Annotated in this window: 13 protein-coding genes; 11 read left to right on the top strand and 2 right to left on the bottom strand. The window is 73.8% G+C overall.

Annotation, left to right across the window (positions count from 1 at the left end; all coding sequences use genetic code 11):
• Positions 1 to 148: 148 nt before the first annotated feature.
• Both ACGFNV_RS30875 and ACGFNV_RS30880 read right to left on the bottom strand, forming a co-directional pair.
• A complete protein-coding gene (locus tag ACGFNV_RS30875; RefSeq protein WP_393626843.1) occupies positions 149 to 2,038 on the bottom strand; it encodes a hypothetical protein in 1,890 nt (629 codons plus the stop codon).
• Positions 2,035 to 4,341: a hypothetical protein gene (locus ACGFNV_RS30880; protein WP_393626845.1), complete on the bottom strand. Its 2,307-nt coding sequence runs from the start codon at positions 4,339 to 4,341 to the stop codon at positions 2,035 to 2,037. Before ACGFNV_RS30880 ends, ACGFNV_RS30875 begins: the two co-directional genes overlap by 4 nt.
• A 261-nt stretch (positions 4,342 to 4,602) precedes the next feature.
• On the opposite strand from ACGFNV_RS30880, the gene ACGFNV_RS30885 reads away from it, so the two are divergent.
• Genes ACGFNV_RS30885 through ACGFNV_RS30935 form a run of 11 tightly spaced genes read left to right on the top strand, consistent with a single transcriptional unit; the run spans position 4,603 to position 16,194 of the window.
• Entirely contained in the window at positions 4,603 to 5,502 is a 900-nt protein-coding gene (locus ACGFNV_RS30885; RefSeq protein WP_393626847.1) for a CHAT domain-containing protein, read from the top strand.
• Positions 5,499 to 6,350 (top strand): hypothetical protein, encoded by an 852-nt coding sequence (locus ACGFNV_RS30890; protein ID WP_393626849.1) that lies wholly within the window; start codon positions 5,499 to 5,501, stop codon positions 6,348 to 6,350. Before ACGFNV_RS30885 ends, ACGFNV_RS30890 begins: the two co-directional genes overlap by 4 nt.
• A complete protein-coding gene (locus ACGFNV_RS30895; RefSeq protein ID WP_393626851.1) occupies positions 6,350 to 7,411 on the top strand; it encodes a HesA/MoeB/ThiF family protein in 1,062 nt (353 codons plus the stop codon). The genes ACGFNV_RS30890 and ACGFNV_RS30895 overlap by 1 nt, the downstream gene beginning before the upstream one ends.
• Entirely contained in the window at positions 7,408 to 9,177 is a 1,770-nt protein-coding gene (locus ACGFNV_RS30900) for a hypothetical protein (RefSeq protein WP_393626852.1), read from the top strand. Before ACGFNV_RS30895 ends, ACGFNV_RS30900 begins: the two co-directional genes overlap by 4 nt.
• A complete protein-coding gene (locus ACGFNV_RS30905; RefSeq protein ID WP_393626854.1) occupies positions 9,167 to 10,420 on the top strand; it encodes a JAB N-terminal domain-containing protein in 1,254 nt (417 codons plus the stop codon). Before ACGFNV_RS30900 ends, ACGFNV_RS30905 begins: the two co-directional genes overlap by 11 nt.
• A complete protein-coding gene (locus tag ACGFNV_RS30910; RefSeq protein WP_393626856.1) occupies positions 10,368 to 11,300 on the top strand; it encodes a hypothetical protein in 933 nt (310 codons plus the stop codon). Before ACGFNV_RS30905 ends, ACGFNV_RS30910 begins: the two co-directional genes overlap by 53 nt.
• Positions 11,297 to 13,144 (top strand): ATP-binding protein, encoded by a 1,848-nt coding sequence (locus ACGFNV_RS30915; protein WP_393626858.1) that lies wholly within the window; start codon positions 11,297 to 11,299, stop codon positions 13,142 to 13,144. Before ACGFNV_RS30910 ends, ACGFNV_RS30915 begins: the two co-directional genes overlap by 4 nt.
• On the top strand, positions 13,141 to 14,319 hold the full coding sequence (locus ACGFNV_RS30920; protein WP_393626860.1) for an AAA family ATPase: 1,179 nt from the start codon (positions 13,141 to 13,143) through the stop codon (positions 14,317 to 14,319). Before ACGFNV_RS30915 ends, ACGFNV_RS30920 begins: the two co-directional genes overlap by 4 nt.
• Before the next feature lie 43 nt (positions 14,320 to 14,362).
• A complete protein-coding gene (locus tag ACGFNV_RS30925) occupies positions 14,363 to 15,160 on the top strand; it encodes a hypothetical protein (protein WP_393626862.1) in 798 nt (265 codons plus the stop codon).
• A 3-nt stretch (positions 15,161 to 15,163) separates the two neighbouring features.
• Positions 15,164 to 15,484 carry a hypothetical protein gene (locus ACGFNV_RS30930; protein WP_393626864.1) on the top strand — a complete coding sequence of 107 codons (321 nt, stop codon included), beginning with the start codon at positions 15,164 to 15,166 and terminating at the stop codon, positions 15,482 to 15,484.
• Positions 15,481 to 16,194, top strand: coding sequence for a hypothetical protein (locus ACGFNV_RS30935; RefSeq protein WP_393626866.1), 714 nt, complete (start codon positions 15,481 to 15,483; stop codon positions 16,192 to 16,194). Before ACGFNV_RS30930 ends, ACGFNV_RS30935 begins: the two co-directional genes overlap by 4 nt.

Here is a 16,194-nt window from a genome sequence, read left to right on the forward strand (position 1 = left end):
GTGACTCCGGTTCCTGGGTCCGGTTTCGTGGGTCCGTTGTGGGGCCGGCTTCGTGAGCCCGGTCGGGGGTCCGGTTTCGTGGGTGCGGTCGTGGGTCGGGTTTCGTGCGCCCGGTTCGTGACGCGGGTCGGTGGGGTGACCTCGTCGGTCAGTCGTGGCGCCGGTCGGGTTCGTCGTGGTGCGACGAACTCCGCGGTTCGCCCTGCCGGAACGCGTGATCCGAGTGGTCCGTCGGTTCGGAGGGGCGCTGTCGCGGAGACAGGTTCTGCCGGAAGTACTCGCTGGCCGCGATCGCGTCGACGGCCTGGACGGCGTACTTGCTCCCGATCTCCCGCAGCGCCTTCAGCAGCGCCGCCGGCGGCGGATGGCCGACGAGCATCAGGACGTCCTGGACGTCCCTGCGCTGGACGGTCTGGGCGCCGGTGAGGCAGTACAGCAGCCACTTGTAGTACTTGACGGCCAGTCCGGGCTGACCGTCGGACATGGTCTGCACGGCGCTCTCCAGGAAGCGGTGGTCGCCGAGGACGGACGCGATCCGGTACTTGTCCGCGCGCCGGGCCCGTCGCCGGTAGCAGATCTGGAGGAGTTCCCGGCCCAGCGAGGGGTCCGTCGCCGTGATGCGGTCCACCTGCGCCAGCAGGACCTCGACGGGCAGGTCCGACTCGGCGAACCGGCGCACCTCCTCGACCAGGGCGGTCTCGGGCAGCCCGGCACTGCGGGCGACCAGCAGGACGCCCAGGACGTCGACCCGCAGGCCTCGGCGGTGGGCGAGTTCCAGCTCGAAGTCGAGCCGCTCGCGCAGCAGGTCCCCGCTGGGCAGCGCCGAGCGCAGGGCGGACACCAGGCCGGGGCTGGTCTCGGCGGCCGTGTGGGCGCCCGGGTCGGTCCGGGCCCGCAGCACACGGCGCAGCACCTCGGTGTGCAGGGTGTCCCGGACGAGGGACAGTTCCCGCAGGTCCTGGCGGTGCGGCGACCAGTCCCGTACCAGCGTCTCCAGCTCCTGCGGCTTCATCCGGCGCAGGTGCGTCTCCACCTGGGGGGCGCTCGCCCGTCGGCTCAGGAAGGCGACCTCGTCGGGCTCCAGACGGCCCTGCACGGCGTCGAGCAGCATGCCGGCGATGTCCTTGACCATGCCGGTGGGGGTCTGGTGCTCGTCCTGCCAGGCGCGGGCCTCCTGCCCGCTGCGCAGCGGCTCGCTCGGTCTCAGCCGGGCGAGGGCCTCGGGGCCGCGCCTGCGGTGCAGGCGCACGAGCCGCGCGGCACGCTCGACGGAGGCGTCCGCCGCACCCAGGTCCTCCACCACGTCGGCGCGCACCAGCAGCCGGGAGTTCCCCTGGTGCAGGGGGCCGCGCTCCCGGTCGAGGAAGACGAACCGCGGCAGCCCCGGGGCCGAGTCGCTCTCCTCGCTGGTCGCGAAGGTCCACTCGCCCGCCGTCAGCAGGCCGAGCACCCCGCTCAGCGCCTGGATCACCACCTCCCCCGGGACCCGCGACCCGACGACCGTCACGGGATCGGTGGGAGCGGACAGCACCGCGGCCGCGACCGGGGCGAGCAGCGCCTCCGGCACCTCGGCCGCCGCCTTCTCCAACTCGGCCGCGTCGGGCTCCAGATGGGGCCGCAGCCGGTTCAGCGGCACCGGCGGCAGGTGGCTCTGCGTCCCGTCGAGGCCCCCGGGCGGCAGCCAGTTCCAGTCGCTGCGGCACAGGGTCAGCGCGAGCGCGAGGTCGACGTCGGCGGCCGGTCCGGTCAGGACGTGGGTCAGCGTGGACCCGCTGCGGCCGTGGGCGTCCTGGACGGATACCTTGCGCAGGACGGCGGCCTCGTCGTCGTACGTCAGGTACATGTAGCCGGGCCGGGTGGAGCCCTGGGCCGCCCAGACGAGCGCGGCGAGGCGGCGGTCCCAGCGGCCGAGGTCCGCGTCGCTCAGTGACGTGGCCACCGGGCCCACGCCGTTCCCGCCGGTGAGGGAGAGCTCCGACCACCGGTAGACGGTGAGGTCGGCGAACGCCCTGGGGCCGGAGAGGGCGGGCAGGGTCATGTCCCGGACCCCCCGTGCCGGGCGTCCCGGTGCAGGCCGAGGTAGGCGCCCGGACCGGTGAGTACGCCCTTCATCGCGAGCAGCGAGAGCAGGGGGGCCAGGACGCGGTGCTGGCCGAAGCCGTCGCCGAAGAGCTGCACCGTGCCGCCGTCCCGCTGTCTGACCGGGACCGAGGCGGTGCCGGTGGCGGAGGCGAGATGGAGGGTGGCGTCCTCGCACTCCTGGACCAGGTCCAGGGCACGACGGCCGCCGCGGGCCGCCAGCAGCGCGTACACGTCCTCGCTCTCGCGTTCGACGTTCGCGAGGTCGTCCTCGGGTTCGTCGCCCCCGGGCAGCCAGGGCTCGGCCTCCGTGAGCCGCAGGTGCCGCAGGGTGTCCGACTTGGAGACGACCAGTGCGCACGGCAGGTTCAGCAGGGGGCCGTCGGTGGCGTTGCGCTGCGCCTTGAGCCGGGCGCGTACTGCCGCCACCGCACGGTCCTCGCCCTGCCCGGACCCACGCCGGCTCAGGCGCCGCAGCCCGGGGACCGCCGTCGGGTCGACCACGCACAGCAGGGCGTTGAGTCCGCCGAGGAAGTCGACCTCCGGGCCGTGCCGCTGAAGACGCTCGCCCGCGACGTCGAAGAAGACGACCGTGTGCCGGCGGCCGGAGTTCAGATCGGTCACGATCAGCCCGACGGCGAAGTTCAGGACCTCGGCCGCGGAGGTGGCGTGCAGCTCACGGCGCCCCCGCATCAGCGGATCGATGGTCCTGGACCGGTACTCGTTGTACTGCCGCTGGTCCAGCGGCTGCACCTCGATGCCGTACCGCTGGGCCAGCCCCGCGTCCATCACCTGGTGGATCATCGCGGCGAGGAGGTGCGACTTGCCGGTGGCGGACTCGCCCACCAGGCCGATGCGGACCGGGGTGCCGTAGGAGGGGTAGCGCTCGGGGATGCGGTGCGCGGTGATGGCGGTGTTGCCCGGGCAGACGCGGTAGGAGCGTGCCTCCTGGGCGGCCCGGGCGGCGCGCCCGTCGGCCCGGGCCGGGCCGGTTCCGGGCTCGTCCGGTTCGCCGCGCAGCGCCGGGGACCGGCTGTCCTCGTCCTCACCGCGCCGCAGACCGTCCCAGTCGAGGACCTTGAGGCAGATGGGGCACTCCACCGTCAGCCGCGCCGGCTCCCGTGCGGGAGGGGGCACGAACGGCGCCGAGCGCGGGGGCGGTGGCGTGCTCGGCGCGGATGGGGTCTCCACGGTCTCCACCCCTAACCAGGACAGCAGGGTGGCCCGCAGTCCCCGGCGGCCGCCGGGGGCGGGCCCCGGCGGGGGGCCGCCGTAGGCCGCCGCGGCCTCGGCGGCGGCGGCCCGGGCGGCCTCGGCGGCCGCCCGGTCCCGGCGTTCGCGTTCCTGGCGGGCGGCCTCCTCCGCACGCTGCCGTCCGGCCTCACGCGCCGACCGCTGCTGGGCGCGGAGCTGGGCGAAGTCCTTGCGGGCCAGTTCCTGCGCGCGCTCCAGGTTCCGGTCGAGCCGCTCCTGCCAGAGCCGCTGTCCGGGCGGCGGTTGGGGCTCCAGCCACTCCTGGACCTCCCGGGCCCTGGGCAGCCGGGGCGGCAGCTGTGCCGGTCCGGTGTGGGAGAAGATCCGCAGCATCAGGCCCCGGATCCACTCCTCGTGCGGGTCCACGAGGTCCCGCAGCGCGCTGCGGCTGCTGCCCGGGGGCACCGTCTGGCCGGTCGCCATCCAGAAGGCGAGCAGGGCCGCACTGTGCACGTCGTCCTGCTCGTCGGCGGTACGGCCGTGCCCGAACTCCGGCGGGTCCCAAGCGGTGACGGGCCGCGCGGGCAGGGGCCGGTTGGCCCGAACGGCCGTGTCCAGGCCGGACAGTTGGAGGCTGTCCCCGTCCCACCACAGGCACTCCGGGGACAGCCGCCCGTGGACCAACCCGCAGCGGTGCAGCGCGGCGACACCGGTGAACAGGTCGCGCACGGCGCCTTCGAGCTGGTTGCCGTGCAGTGCGTCCGGGGACGTCCAGTCGGCGAGCCTGCGGCCGCGCAGGGCCAGCAGCAGCCGGGGGCCTGTCGGGCCGGTGTCGTCCCGGGCGACCACGTGGGCGAGCTGCCTCGGCACCCGGTCACGGTGGTACAGACGGACCAGGACGGCGGTGTTGTCGAACTCCCGCTCCAGCGCGACCACATCGCTGCCGCGCCGGGCCGACTTGACCACGAGCTGACGCCCCGTCACATGGTGACGGAAACGAGCCATGTGCCAGCCGTCGCAGACGAATTCGGAGCCCTCACCGGATTCCGGAACGATGGCGATGGTCACCCGCTGCCCTCGTGGCTCCGCGGGCCGTTCACCGCGAAACTCCTCAGTCAACGCCACGACCTCCCCCCAAGTCGACGCGCCCCGCAGTACGTGCAGGGGCAAAGCTCTACCACAAACGGAACCACCAAGGAGACGTTTTGTGCATGAATAGTTACTTGGCGTGTTTTCGTGTGCCAAGCTGTCCGGAGCGGTCGGGCCCCGGCACGCGGCCGAGTAGAGTCCCGAAACCGTCACGGGGGGTCCAAGAGGGGGGTGGGGCGCGTGGGGGAGTTCACGGCCGCCGAGCTGCAACGTGAGGGCATCGTGGGCCTCCTGGCCGAGCTGTATCCCGGCACCGCGGAGACACGACTGCTGCTGGAGCCGCTCGGGGGCAGCCTGACCCGGGTTCCCGACCAGAGCACGCCCCTCGTGCGGTGGTACCACGTCTGCCGCCTGACCGAGCACGGCGCGTTTCCGTTCGACCTCGGGAAGCTGCTGGAAGCCGTGCTGGCGGAGCATGCGGACAAGACCCTGACGGCGTTCGTCGCGAGGCGCTGCGGCGGGTGTTCCGGGGCCGCCGAGAGCGCCGGTGCCACTGTCGGGCTCCCGGATCCGGCGACCGTGCTGTTCCTGATGTCCGGCCCGCGCACGGAGAGACGGCTGGCGTTGGGCGCGGAGTTCGACGAGATCCAGGAGGCGGTCGCGGCGGCCGGCTCGCGCCGTGTCGAGTTACGGGTACGGGCGGCGGCCCGCAACGACGGCGTCGTGTCCGCCCTGGACACCGAGCGCCCGGACGTCCTGCACTACGCCGGGCACGGCTCGCCCAATGGTCACCTGCTGATGGAGGGGCCCGGAGGAAGCATGGCCCCGGTGCGGACCGGCTGGCTGGCGGAGTCGCTCGCCGCCGTCGGCGGGGTCCACTGCCTCGTCCTGACGAGCTGTCATCTCGGCCGCGACCTGGAGGACTTCCGCTCCTGCGCCGACTTCTCCATCGGCGCGACCGTCCCGCTCCGCGACCGCGACGGCCGCGCCTTCAGCCGCGTCTTCTACGAGGCCCTCCGCCGAGGCAGACAGGTCCCGGACGCCTTCGCCCTCGGCACCGCCCAGGTCACCATGACAGCCGGCGACTCCCAGGGCCTACGGCTCGTGCGGGGCCGCCGCGGCGGGGGTGCGCTGCCGTGACCGAACCCACGCCGGTCCCACCGCCTGACGGGGCTTTACCGGTGCCGGACGGGGCCGCCCCCGCGGCGGCCGATGCCGACCGCGCCCACACCGTCACCGACTCCGCCGACGACACCGGCACCACCGCCGACGCCTCGCACGGCGAGTGGACCGGCGCCGACTGGGGCGCCGGTGGCTGGGGTGACTTCGACTGGGGGGCGCACCGGAGGCGGGCCCGGCCCGGGGGTGGGGCGGAGGCGCGCAGTCGGTCGGCGATCGAGTTCGAGCTGGGGCTGGCGGGTGGCGCGGGGGATGCGGACTCCGGCCTGGAGGGTGAGCAACTGGAGGACGGTGCGACGGTCGTGACGGACCGTCTGCTGATCGGGCTGGGTGAAGCCGGGCAGACCTGTCCCGAGTGCCACCACACCTTCCGGCTCGGCGAGGAGGTCATGGTGGACCGGGACCCCGCCGACGGCTCGTACACCCTGCGCCACCGCGGCAGACTGCTGGGCTGCGGGAACGCCGGCACCCTGGACACGCACACCTCGCGCCTGGCGGCGGACTTCCACCGCGGGCTCGACGAGAGCAACCCGCCCTCCGGCGACAAGCACCCGGTGCGGCTGGCGCCCGGGCACCCGCTGCTGGGCCTGCACGCGGGTGGCGGGCTCCGGCCGCCCACCCGGTTCACCTGCTGGGTCTGCGACATGACGCTCCGCCCCGGGGACCTCGTGATCCACTGCACCTGCTCCCCGCACCGCCCGTACTGCATGGGCGCGATTCACCGCGATCCGGAACGGGGAAATCTCTGCTACGACAACTGGCGGGCCCACAACGACACCGATCCGTGTGTGGGCGGGGGCGGCGGCTGATGACCGACACGACACCCGCTCCCCCGGAGGAGTCGCGCTACGCCCGCCACACGCTGGTCCCCGGCTGGAAGCAGGACCGACTGGGCTCGGCGACCGTGGCCGTGCTCGGTGTGGGCGCGCTCGGCAACGTCGTCGCGCAGGCCCTCGCCCTGGCCGGCGTGGGCCGGCTGCTGCTGTGCGATCCCGACGTGGTGGCGCCGAGCAACCTCAGCCGCTGCCCACTGTTCCGCCCCGACGATGTCGGCCGCCCCAAGGCGACAACCGCCGCGGCCACGCTCGCCCGTTTGGCGCCGGAAGTACGCGCCGAGGCCCGCGCCGCTCCCCTGCTCTCCGGAATCGGCCTGGGCGAACTGCGCGCCGCCGGACTCGTCGTGAGCTGCCTCGACAGCCGGGCCGCCCGGATCGAACTCGCCTCCCGCTGCAACCTGGTGGGCGTCGGCATGCTCGACGGCGGCACCCATGACTGGGGAGGACAGGTCGCGTACTTCCCGCCCGGCGGCCGCTGCTGGGCCTGCGGAACACCGCCGGAGGAGCTGGCCGTGGCGGACAACCCCTGGTCGTGCGCCGCGCCGCTCGCCCCCGGAGTGCCCGTCGGTGCGAGCGCCCCGGTGTCGTTCCTGGTCGGATCGTGGCTCGCCGGTCACGCCGTACGGCTGCTGCTCGGTCTGCCGGTGGAGCCGCTGCCGCTGCGGATCGACACGTACGGCTCCGCGGTGCCCGTGTCCCGCACGGGTCCCATGAACACGCCGGGAGAGGACTGTCCCCTGCACGAGCGCATCGAGGAAGACGACGTCCGGCGGCTGCCCTTCGGCCATGAGGCCCGCGTGAGCGAACTGCTCGCCCACGCGGACCCCGACGAGGAGCCGCTGGGCTGGGCCGGTTTCCGGGCCGCGGGCGAGTCGCAGAAGGCGCTGCCCGCGGCGTTCCGGCTGCGCGCCGCGCCACCGGGGGCGACCCTGCGCGAGATCGGGGTGGCTCCCGGGGAGCTGCTGGCCGTGACGCGGCGGGACGGAAGCGGACTGCGGTATCTGGAGTTGGCCGGAGACGGGGGGATCCGATGAGAGAAGACCTGCGGGACGAGCTGTACGCGGTGCTCGAGAGAGCGGTGAGTCTGGAGGAGGCCCGTATCCACCTCCAGGCGCTGGGCTTCCCGGTGCAACGGCTGAACTTCCAGGTCTCCCCCCAGCAGTTCTGGTCCAACCTGCGGCAGTTGCTGACCGAAGGGGCGCACCCCGACGGCGAGTTCAGGCTGCTGCGCCAGATCCAACCGCAGTTCCCGGACAACAAGGTGCTCCAGCGGATCCTGCACATCGAGGTCGGTGAGCGGGCGGCGGCCGCGGCGGCCCAGACATCCCCGCCGCCGGGGCCCCCGCACGGTGGTTACGGGCCCCCCGGGTACGGGCAGTACGGCATGCACGCGATGACTCCGCCGCCCTACCAGCAGCCCCACCACGTACCGGGCAGCCCGTGGGCCCCCGCCTACTACCCTCATCCGCACCCCGGACCGCCCACGCCTCCCGCCGGCGCGGGCCCGGCCTCGCCGACGGGCAACGAGCACCCCGCCCCGCCGCCGTACACCGTGCGGCCCCATCCGCAGGAGGTGCCGACACCGGCCCCTGAGCCCCAACCCCCCACCGATCACCACACGCTGGTGTTCGTCGCCGGCAGCCACCATGTGCAGTTCATCCAGACCGTCCAGCGCGAGGAGCCCGCGGCTCAGCTGCTCTTCGTCAGCAACAACGGGAACGCCGAGGTCGGCCAGGTCGCGATGCTGCTGGAGGAGCCCCTGTCCGCCAAGCGCGTCGAGATCCTGCGGCGCACCCTGGTGGATCTCGGCGCCCCCGCGGACCTCGAACTCCTCCAGCAGGTGCACGGGCATCGCCCCTATCTTTTCCACGAGTTGCGCGCGCAGGGCCCCGACAGGCAGCCGTACAGCCTGGACAGCGTCCCCTCGATCACCACGGGCCACGACATCGCGGCGGCGGTGCTGGGCCACGGCGAGGGCGCGTACCGGGACCGGCTCGCGCGGCGGCGGCGGACCGTCGTCGACCGGTTGCTGCCCGACGGTGGCTGGGTGGAGCTGGACCCTCTGTCGCAGACGTTGTACGACTCCGGAGTGCGGGACGGCGACACCCTGCGTGTGTCGCCCGAGAGCACTGCCGGTGCGGGCGCGCCGCAGGAGCGGATCCGGGCGATCCTTCGGGTGAAGCGGGAGATCCTGCGGTACGCGCAGCAGCACACGGACTTCTTCCGGATCGACCACATGGACGACCCGGAGTTCCCGACGGTCTACGACATCTCCTTCGATGCGCCCGGTTTCCGCCCCCCGCCGGAGGGCGCGCCCCCCGGTTCGCCCCCGATGCCCCGGAACGTGCACACGGTCACGATCCGGCTGACTCCGCAGTTCCCGTACGGCGCACCGGTGGCCGTGTGGCAGACCCCGGTGTTCCACCCCAACATCCTGGGCCCCGAGAGGCCACCCGAATGGCCCCCGGAAGCCGCGGAAGCCCCGGACGGACTGGTGTGTCTGGGACAGTTGAACCGCGCGTACCGGCCGACGATGGACTTCGGGAGGCTGTGTCAGATGCTGGTCGACATCGCGGGCTACCGCACCTACGACGTCCGCTCCCACAATGACGGTGGCGAGGGGTGGTTCAACGCGCGCGCGGCGCGGTGGGCCGCCTCCGAGAAGGGGGAGGCGATGATCAGGGAGATCAACGGGGTGCCGTCGGTCCCGGCGCGGGAGAATCCGGACGGGGACGCCATGAGCCTGCGGGTGCGGGCCCTGCGGCTGCGGAAAGCGGACGTGGTCGGCGATGACACCTGACGGCGGCTCACACAGGTGGCCCGGCCCGGGTCTGGAGCTGGGCCGTGAGCCGCAGGTCGAGCTGTACCGGGGCGACGGCACCGCGCGCGTCGCCCGGCGGCTGGGCCTGGTGCCCCTGCTGGAACGGGTGCTGGCCGGAGAACTGCGGGAGTACGCACGGGATCCGGAGTTCGGTTTCGTGCTGCTCTTCCACGACATCGAGGGCCGGGACCGGTACGAGGGGCCGCCCGAGATCGTCAACCTGCGCCCCGACTTCGGCCATCTGACGGTGCTGGCGCACGTCGGCGACCGGGTGCTGTACCAGCAGCCGCACTCCGTGACCGGGTTGCTGGGTCCGGCGCTCGCGGCGCTGGCCCGCGGCATCGACCCCGGCGAGGCGCGCTGGTCGTTCCGCGTCGACTCCGTCGCCCGGCGCGACTCGGCGACCGGCCGCGACCTGCGTGACCTCGGGCCGCGCGGGGGCTACGGCGACTTCGACCCCTACGACGCCCCTGGCCCGTACGACCGCTACGAGGCCTACGACGCCTACGAACGCCGACGGCGCCGCGAACTGCTCGAAGGCCGCGACGCGTCCCGGCTGCCGCCGATCGTGACGGGCACCGGTGACGTGGACGTCACGCGTTCCTCGCGGCTGTCGTTCGGCGTGCGACGGGTGGAGGAGCCCGAGGCGCCGCGGATCAGCTCGTCCGACACGCACGGGGCGGGGCTGCCGCACGACCTGGAGCGGCGGCCGGTGACCGTCCTGCTGACGCCGCAGGTCCAGCGGCGGCTGGAGCGCGACCTGCCGCTGTCGCTGGACGTCGAGGAGGGCGGCTTCCTCCTCGGCAAGGTGTACCGCAGGCCGGACGGCGCGGACGGTCATGTGGTGATCGTCGAACATGTGCTGCCGGCCGAGCACTCCGGGGCCTCGCACATGCACTTCACGTTCACGGGGGACTCGTTCCGCACCATGAGCCGGGTCATGGAGGAACGTCATCCCGAGGACCAGCTGCTCGGCTGGTACCACACCCATCTCTTCTCGGCGGTCGGCGGAATGGGACTGTCCCGCACCGACGTCGAGCTGCACCGGGCCACCTTCCGCCGCCCCTGGCAGGTCGCCGCACTGATCAACATCTCGGGCGGCCGCCGCGTCGTGCGCTGCTACAGCCGCTCCGAGAACTCCATGGAACTGTGCCCCCTGTGGAGCCGGGATGACGACACTGTCCCTTACCGTCTTACGCGTCCTTCGCTGGGCCGCCGTTGACCGCGCCGGTCTCCCGCCGTCCGTGTCGGGCGCCGCCGGCCCCCGGCCGGGCGACGACGGCGACCCGGTGGCGGGGGTGGAGCGGCTGGCGGCGGTGACGGCGGCCCGGCTGCGGCTGCCCGACCCGCCGCTGGGCGACGAGGGGCCCGCCGGGCTCGGCGCGCTGCTGCTCGCCACCGCCGTGGCCCTGCGGCACGCCCCGGAGGTGGCCGCGATGGCGCTGGACGTGTCCGCGCCCGCCTCGGTGGCGGATCTGCTGGCCCGGCACGGTCTGGTGCGCCGGCTCCGTTCGTGCGGTGACCCGGCGCTCACGCCCGACGGCCGGCTCGGCGAGGAGTTGCTGTGCCGTTCCCCGCTGACCGGGCTGCTGACCGCGCCCGCGTCCGCGCCCGGTGCCGAGACGGCCGCCGAGCAGGTCCTGGACCGGCTGCTGGGTCACCCCGAGGGCCGCGCGAGCGTCACCACCGCCCTCGCCCCGCCGCCGGACGACCGGCGCACCGCGCGCTGGCGGGCCGGGCTGCTGGAACGCCGCCGGTACACCGCCGAGGAACGGCCGTGGGTCCTCGACGTGTACGAGACGGCGCTGCTGCACCACGGGCCGGAGCTGCGCCGCCGTACCGCGCACGCCACCGCCGTACTGGCGGCCGTCGGGCCCGTGCCGCCGGGGCCGGACGAGCGGGACACCGGGGAGGGCCTGGCGGTGGACGAGGCCGAGGCGCTCGCCGAGTGGTGGCGGCCGCTGGCGGTGCTCACCCATCTCCACCTCGCGGAGCTGCGTGCCCGGCCGCTGCTGCGGGACTACGACGACGCCCTGGAGCTGTGCACGGTCCACCGGGGCGTGCGGGCCCGTGCGGAACTGATGCGATTGGCGGCCAGGTGAGCGACGATCCCTACGAGGTGAAGGTGGTGGCCCGCTCCGAGGCCGAGCGGGGCGAACTGCTGGGGGCACCACCGACGCTGACACTGCGCGAGGTGCTGGCCTCCGGCCGCTACCGGCTGCTGGAGGAGGTCGCGAAGGAGCTGTACGACCTGCCGTGGGACCGGTTCGCTCCGGAGTGCGTGGTGGAGGGCCGGACGGAGTCCGGGGCCGGGCCGTCCCGGACGGTGCCGGACCGCAGGGCGGAGCACCCGGCCGAGCTGAGGGACGGTCAGGCGGTGCGGACCGCCTACTGGGAGCAGATCGAGCAGGTGGCCTCGCTGCTGCGCAACGGCCTCCCGGTCCTCGTCGTGACCGAGAAGCTGGTCGTCACCCACCTGTTGAACGAGATGACCGGTCTGGCCGGGCTGCGCCCGGTGTTGCTGGAGGCACCGCGGGACGCGGCGGCCGCGGCAGCCGGGGACCTCCCGGCCGGGCAGGAGGTGGCCGTGCTGTCCGGGATGGCGCAGACCCTCCACGCCGAGGCGAACACCCGCGTGGACCGGCTGACCCAGCTGCGCTCCCTGCTCCAGCACCTCAAGGAGAACGACGTCGTCGTCCTGCCCCACCTCGACCTGCTGTGCGGCGGCCAGGACCTGGGGCGGCACGCCGAGGCCAGGGAGCTCGTGGAGCTGCTGTACGAGTACCCGGACCGGCTCGTCCTCGCCTTCGCGGACAGCTCGCTGCCCCTGCCGCACGTGCTGGCCGAGCGGTTCAGCGTCCGGGTCTCCATCACCGGGGTCCCGGCCACGGTGCCGGTCCCGGACCGGCCGGGCGCCCCGCGGACCCCGCTGGGCATCGCACTCGTCACCGCTGACGAGGCGGCCTGCTTCGAGGATTTCCAGGCGCAGGACTTCCACAAGCACGTGGCCGGTCTCAACCCGGTGCGGATGCGGCAGGCGATGCGCTACGCCCGCCAGGTGCACTCGGAGCCCAGGCCGGACGGCCGTCGGCCCACCGTGCGGCAACTGCTGGACACCCTGCGCTCCTTCAAGGCCCAGCAGTCCACTAGTTTCGAGGTGCCCGACGTCACGCTCAAGGACATCGGCGGCTACGAGGACGTCAAGAAGGAGATCGAGCAGGCGCTGTCCCTGGTCACCGGCGCCCGTCAGCTGCCCGCCGAACTGGAGAAGGTGCGGGGCGAGCTGGTGCCGCGGGGCTTCATCCTGCACGGCGAGCCCGGCACCGGCAAGACGCTCTTCGCCAAGGCGATCGCCAACGTCATGGACGCGACGATCCAGGTCGTCTCCGGTCCCGAGGTGCTGAACATGTACGTCGGCGAGAGCGAGCGGATGGTGCGCGAGGTGTTCGCCGCCGGCCGGCGCAGCGCCCCCTCGGTCATCGTCTTCGACGAGTTCGACGCGATCGCCATGGAGCGCAGCGCCCGTCAGGACGGCGGCTCCCGGGTCGGCAACAGCGTGGTGGCGCAGATCCTCACCGAGATGGACGGCTTCCGTCCCGAGGTGCAGATGCTGGTCATCGGCACCACCAACCGCATCGACGTGATCGACAAGGCCCTCCAGCGGCCCAGCCGGTTCCGCAGCATCCACATCGAGTTGCCCGGCCTGGCCGCCCGGCGTCAGATCCTGCGCCATCACGCCCGCCGCTACCACGTCGAACTCGAGGACGAACTGTTGGAACTGATCAGCGGCGCGACCGACCTCTGGAACGGCGACGAACTGCGCTCCCTGATGCGGGACGCCTCCGTCGAGGACAAGCTGCACGGCAACCCGCCCACCGCGCTGCAGATGGGCAAGCTGGTGGGCCGTATCCAGCACGAGCGCCGTCAGCAGAAGGCGCAGCAGTGACGGCGCCCCCCGCCGGGAGCGGAGCCGGTCCGGCGCGGCCCGGCTGGGACGGGGACGACCTGAAGGCCATCCGTACGCTGCGCGCCCTCGGCCGCAGTGTGCAGCGGCACTTCACGGGACGCCGGCAGGCGCTGGAGCTGCTGGAGGTCGCGGTCGTCGCCCAGGAGCACGTGCTGCTGCTGGGCCCGCCCGGCACCGGCAAGACCGATCTGGTGTCGCGGTTCGCGGCCGGTCTCGGCACGCACCCCTTCATCCGGCTGCTCACCCGTTTCACCGAGCCCGCCGAGCTGTTCGGCCCGATGGACGTGTCCGCGTTCCGCGACGGCCGCCACGAGGTCCGCACCGAGAACATGCTTCCCGAGGCGTCGATCGTGTTCCTCGACGAGGTGTTCCAGTGCGGCAGCCCGATCCTCAACACCCTGCTGACGGTGATGAACGAGCGGCTGTTCCGGCACGGCGGGGGCACCGTCCCGGTGCCGCTGATCAGTCTCGTCGGTGCCTCCAACGCGCTGCCCCGTGACCCGTCCCTGCTGGCCTTCGCGGACCGGTTCCTGCTGCGGCTGCATGTGGCGCCCGTGGCGGAGAGCCGCCTCGACGAGCTGCTCGCGGCGCACTTCGCACCGCCGCAGCCCGATGCGGCGCAGCGGGCCGACGGCCAGACCTACGTCGACAAGGAATCCCTGGACCGGCTCGGCCGTCAGGTGGCCCGGGTCGACCTGAGCGGGGCGAGCGCCGCCTACCGGGCGCTGATCCGCGAGCTGCTCGGGCAGGGGGTGACCCTGTCGGACCGCCGGATCATCCGCGGCACCCGGCTGGTGGCGGCCGCGGCGATGCTCGACGAGCGGGCGCTTGCCGTGCCCGGCGACCTGTGGCCGCTGCGCCACTTCTGGTCGGATCCGGTGCACGAGCCGGTGGTCGCGGAGGCCGTGAGCCGGTTCGCCGGGACCGAAGGCCCCAGACGCCCGCAGGAGCGTCCCCCACACCAACTGATCACGGACGCCCGGGTGTTGTTCCGCCAGCTGGGCTCGTCCCCCTCGCCCTCCGCCACGGAGGCGACCCTGCGCGGTCTCAACACCCTGCGGCTCGAGCTGGAGGGGCACCATCCGCGGGACGAGGCCGTGTACCACGAACTGAGCACCATCATCACCGACACGCTCGAGTTCCTCCCCCGTTGAGCGGGGAGGCGGCCGGGCCCTGTACGGGGGGAGCCGACAGGACATGTGCAATCCACGCCGAGTCAGAGTCACCGCGACGCGGGAGGTCGCCGAGGCCTGGCAGGTCGAGCTGGAGCGTCGGGTCGCCCTGAGCGACACCGTCGTCAGCGAACTGGAGATCTCCTTCCCCTTCGGGGGCACCCTGGGCGACCGTACCCGCGCGGTCTTCGAGGGCGCCCTCGCCCGGGACCCGCACTGGCGGGAGACGAGCGACGGCGCCCATGAACTGCCGTTGCCCGACGGGACGGTGACCTACCGTCCGGCGGACGGGACGCTCGTGGTGCGGGCCCGGCTGACGGACACCGCGCGCGCCGAGGGCGTGGCGGCCGAGACGCTGCACGGCACGGTCAGGGACGTCGCGCACGGCGAGGGCCGGGGCAGCTACTACGACGACAACTGGCGCGGCCGGACCCGCCGGGCCGCCGACGCGGAGGCCCGCAGGATCGCCGAGTCCGCGGCGGAGCACAACGCGCGGGCGCTCCTCGACAGTGTGCGCCGCCGCGCCCAGGAGGCCTCCGCGAGCGCGGAACGGGCCGCCGACGACCGGGTACGGCAGGCGGCGACCGCGGACGCCGCCGCCCGGCTCGAGACGGAGCGGGCCCGGGTGCGGGACGAGCTCGACGCCCGCAACCGGGTCCGGGTGGAGCGGCTGGGGCAGGAGGCGCTGCGGGCGGTGAACGCCGTACTGGCGCTGGCGTACCGGGAGGCGCTGGTGGCCTTCGCCCGGGAGCAGGGGGCCCGCGAGGTACGGGTCGACGAGTCGGAGGACTCGATCGCCGTCGAGTTCGAGATGGGGAGCTGAACCATGCGGGTCAGAGTGCGCTTCCGCTTCAACACGGTCTCGGGCGAGGTCGAGCTGTTCCAGATCGACGACATCAGCGCGGAGGATGCGGACGGCACGGAGGGCGCCGCCCGCTACCGCGGGCCGGCGCACGACGCCGAACACGACCGGATCAGCGCCGAGATCGGCGCGGTCGCCGCCCGCCGGCCCGGCGTCGAGGAGGTACGGCCGCTGGTCACCGGCATCCCGTTCGATCCCTCGCAGTGGTCGCGGGTACGTCCGGTCGGGTCCAGCCAGGAGGAGTCCGAACCCGACGTCGAGACAGGAGAGTTGGGCACGCAGTGAGCAAGAGGGTCCAGCTGCTGCTGCGAGCGGCCCGCGCCTACTCGGAGGCGGGCGCGCACGCCGAGGCGGCCCGCTGTTACGACGCGTTGGGCTGGCGCTGGACCGCCGCGGACGCGTACCACCGCGCGGGCGATCTGGAGCACGCCGCCGAGACCTACCGCAGGTCCGGTCATCCGGACCGGGCGGCCCGCTGCTTCCGGCTGCTCGGCCTGCCCGACCGGGCCGCCCGGTGCTGGCAGGAGGTCGGCAGTCCGCTGGAGGCGGGCTGGGAGCTGCTGGTGGCCGACCGGACCGAGGCGGCCGCCCCGCTGCTGGCCGACGCGGCCCGCACCCCGCCCACCGCGCCGGGACCGTCGCTGCGGCTGCGGCTCGCGGGGGCGCTGTACCGCCGGATCGCCGACCGCGGCGGGCCGGGCCGGGCCGTGGGTCCCGAACCGCTGACGGCCCTGCTCGCGGAGGTGGAGCGGGGCATCCTCACCGTGTCGTCGCGCACCGAGCGGCTGCGGCTGCTGGAGTGGGGCGTGGAAGCGGCCGACCGGATCGACCGCTTCGACCTGTCCGCCGCGCTGTTCGGCGCCGCGCACCGGCCGCGCCGGGACCAGTCGGGCGCCCGCACCGAGGTGCTGGAGCAGTGGCAGGACTGGGCGGCCCGGCGGTTGGGCGGCACGGCCTGGCTGCCCGGTCCGGGCGCCACCCCTGTGGCGGGGTGA

The organism is Streptomyces sp. NPDC048751 (assembly GCF_043198595.1).
Classification (GTDB): Bacteria; Actinomycetota; Actinomycetes; order Streptomycetales; family Streptomycetaceae; genus Streptomyces.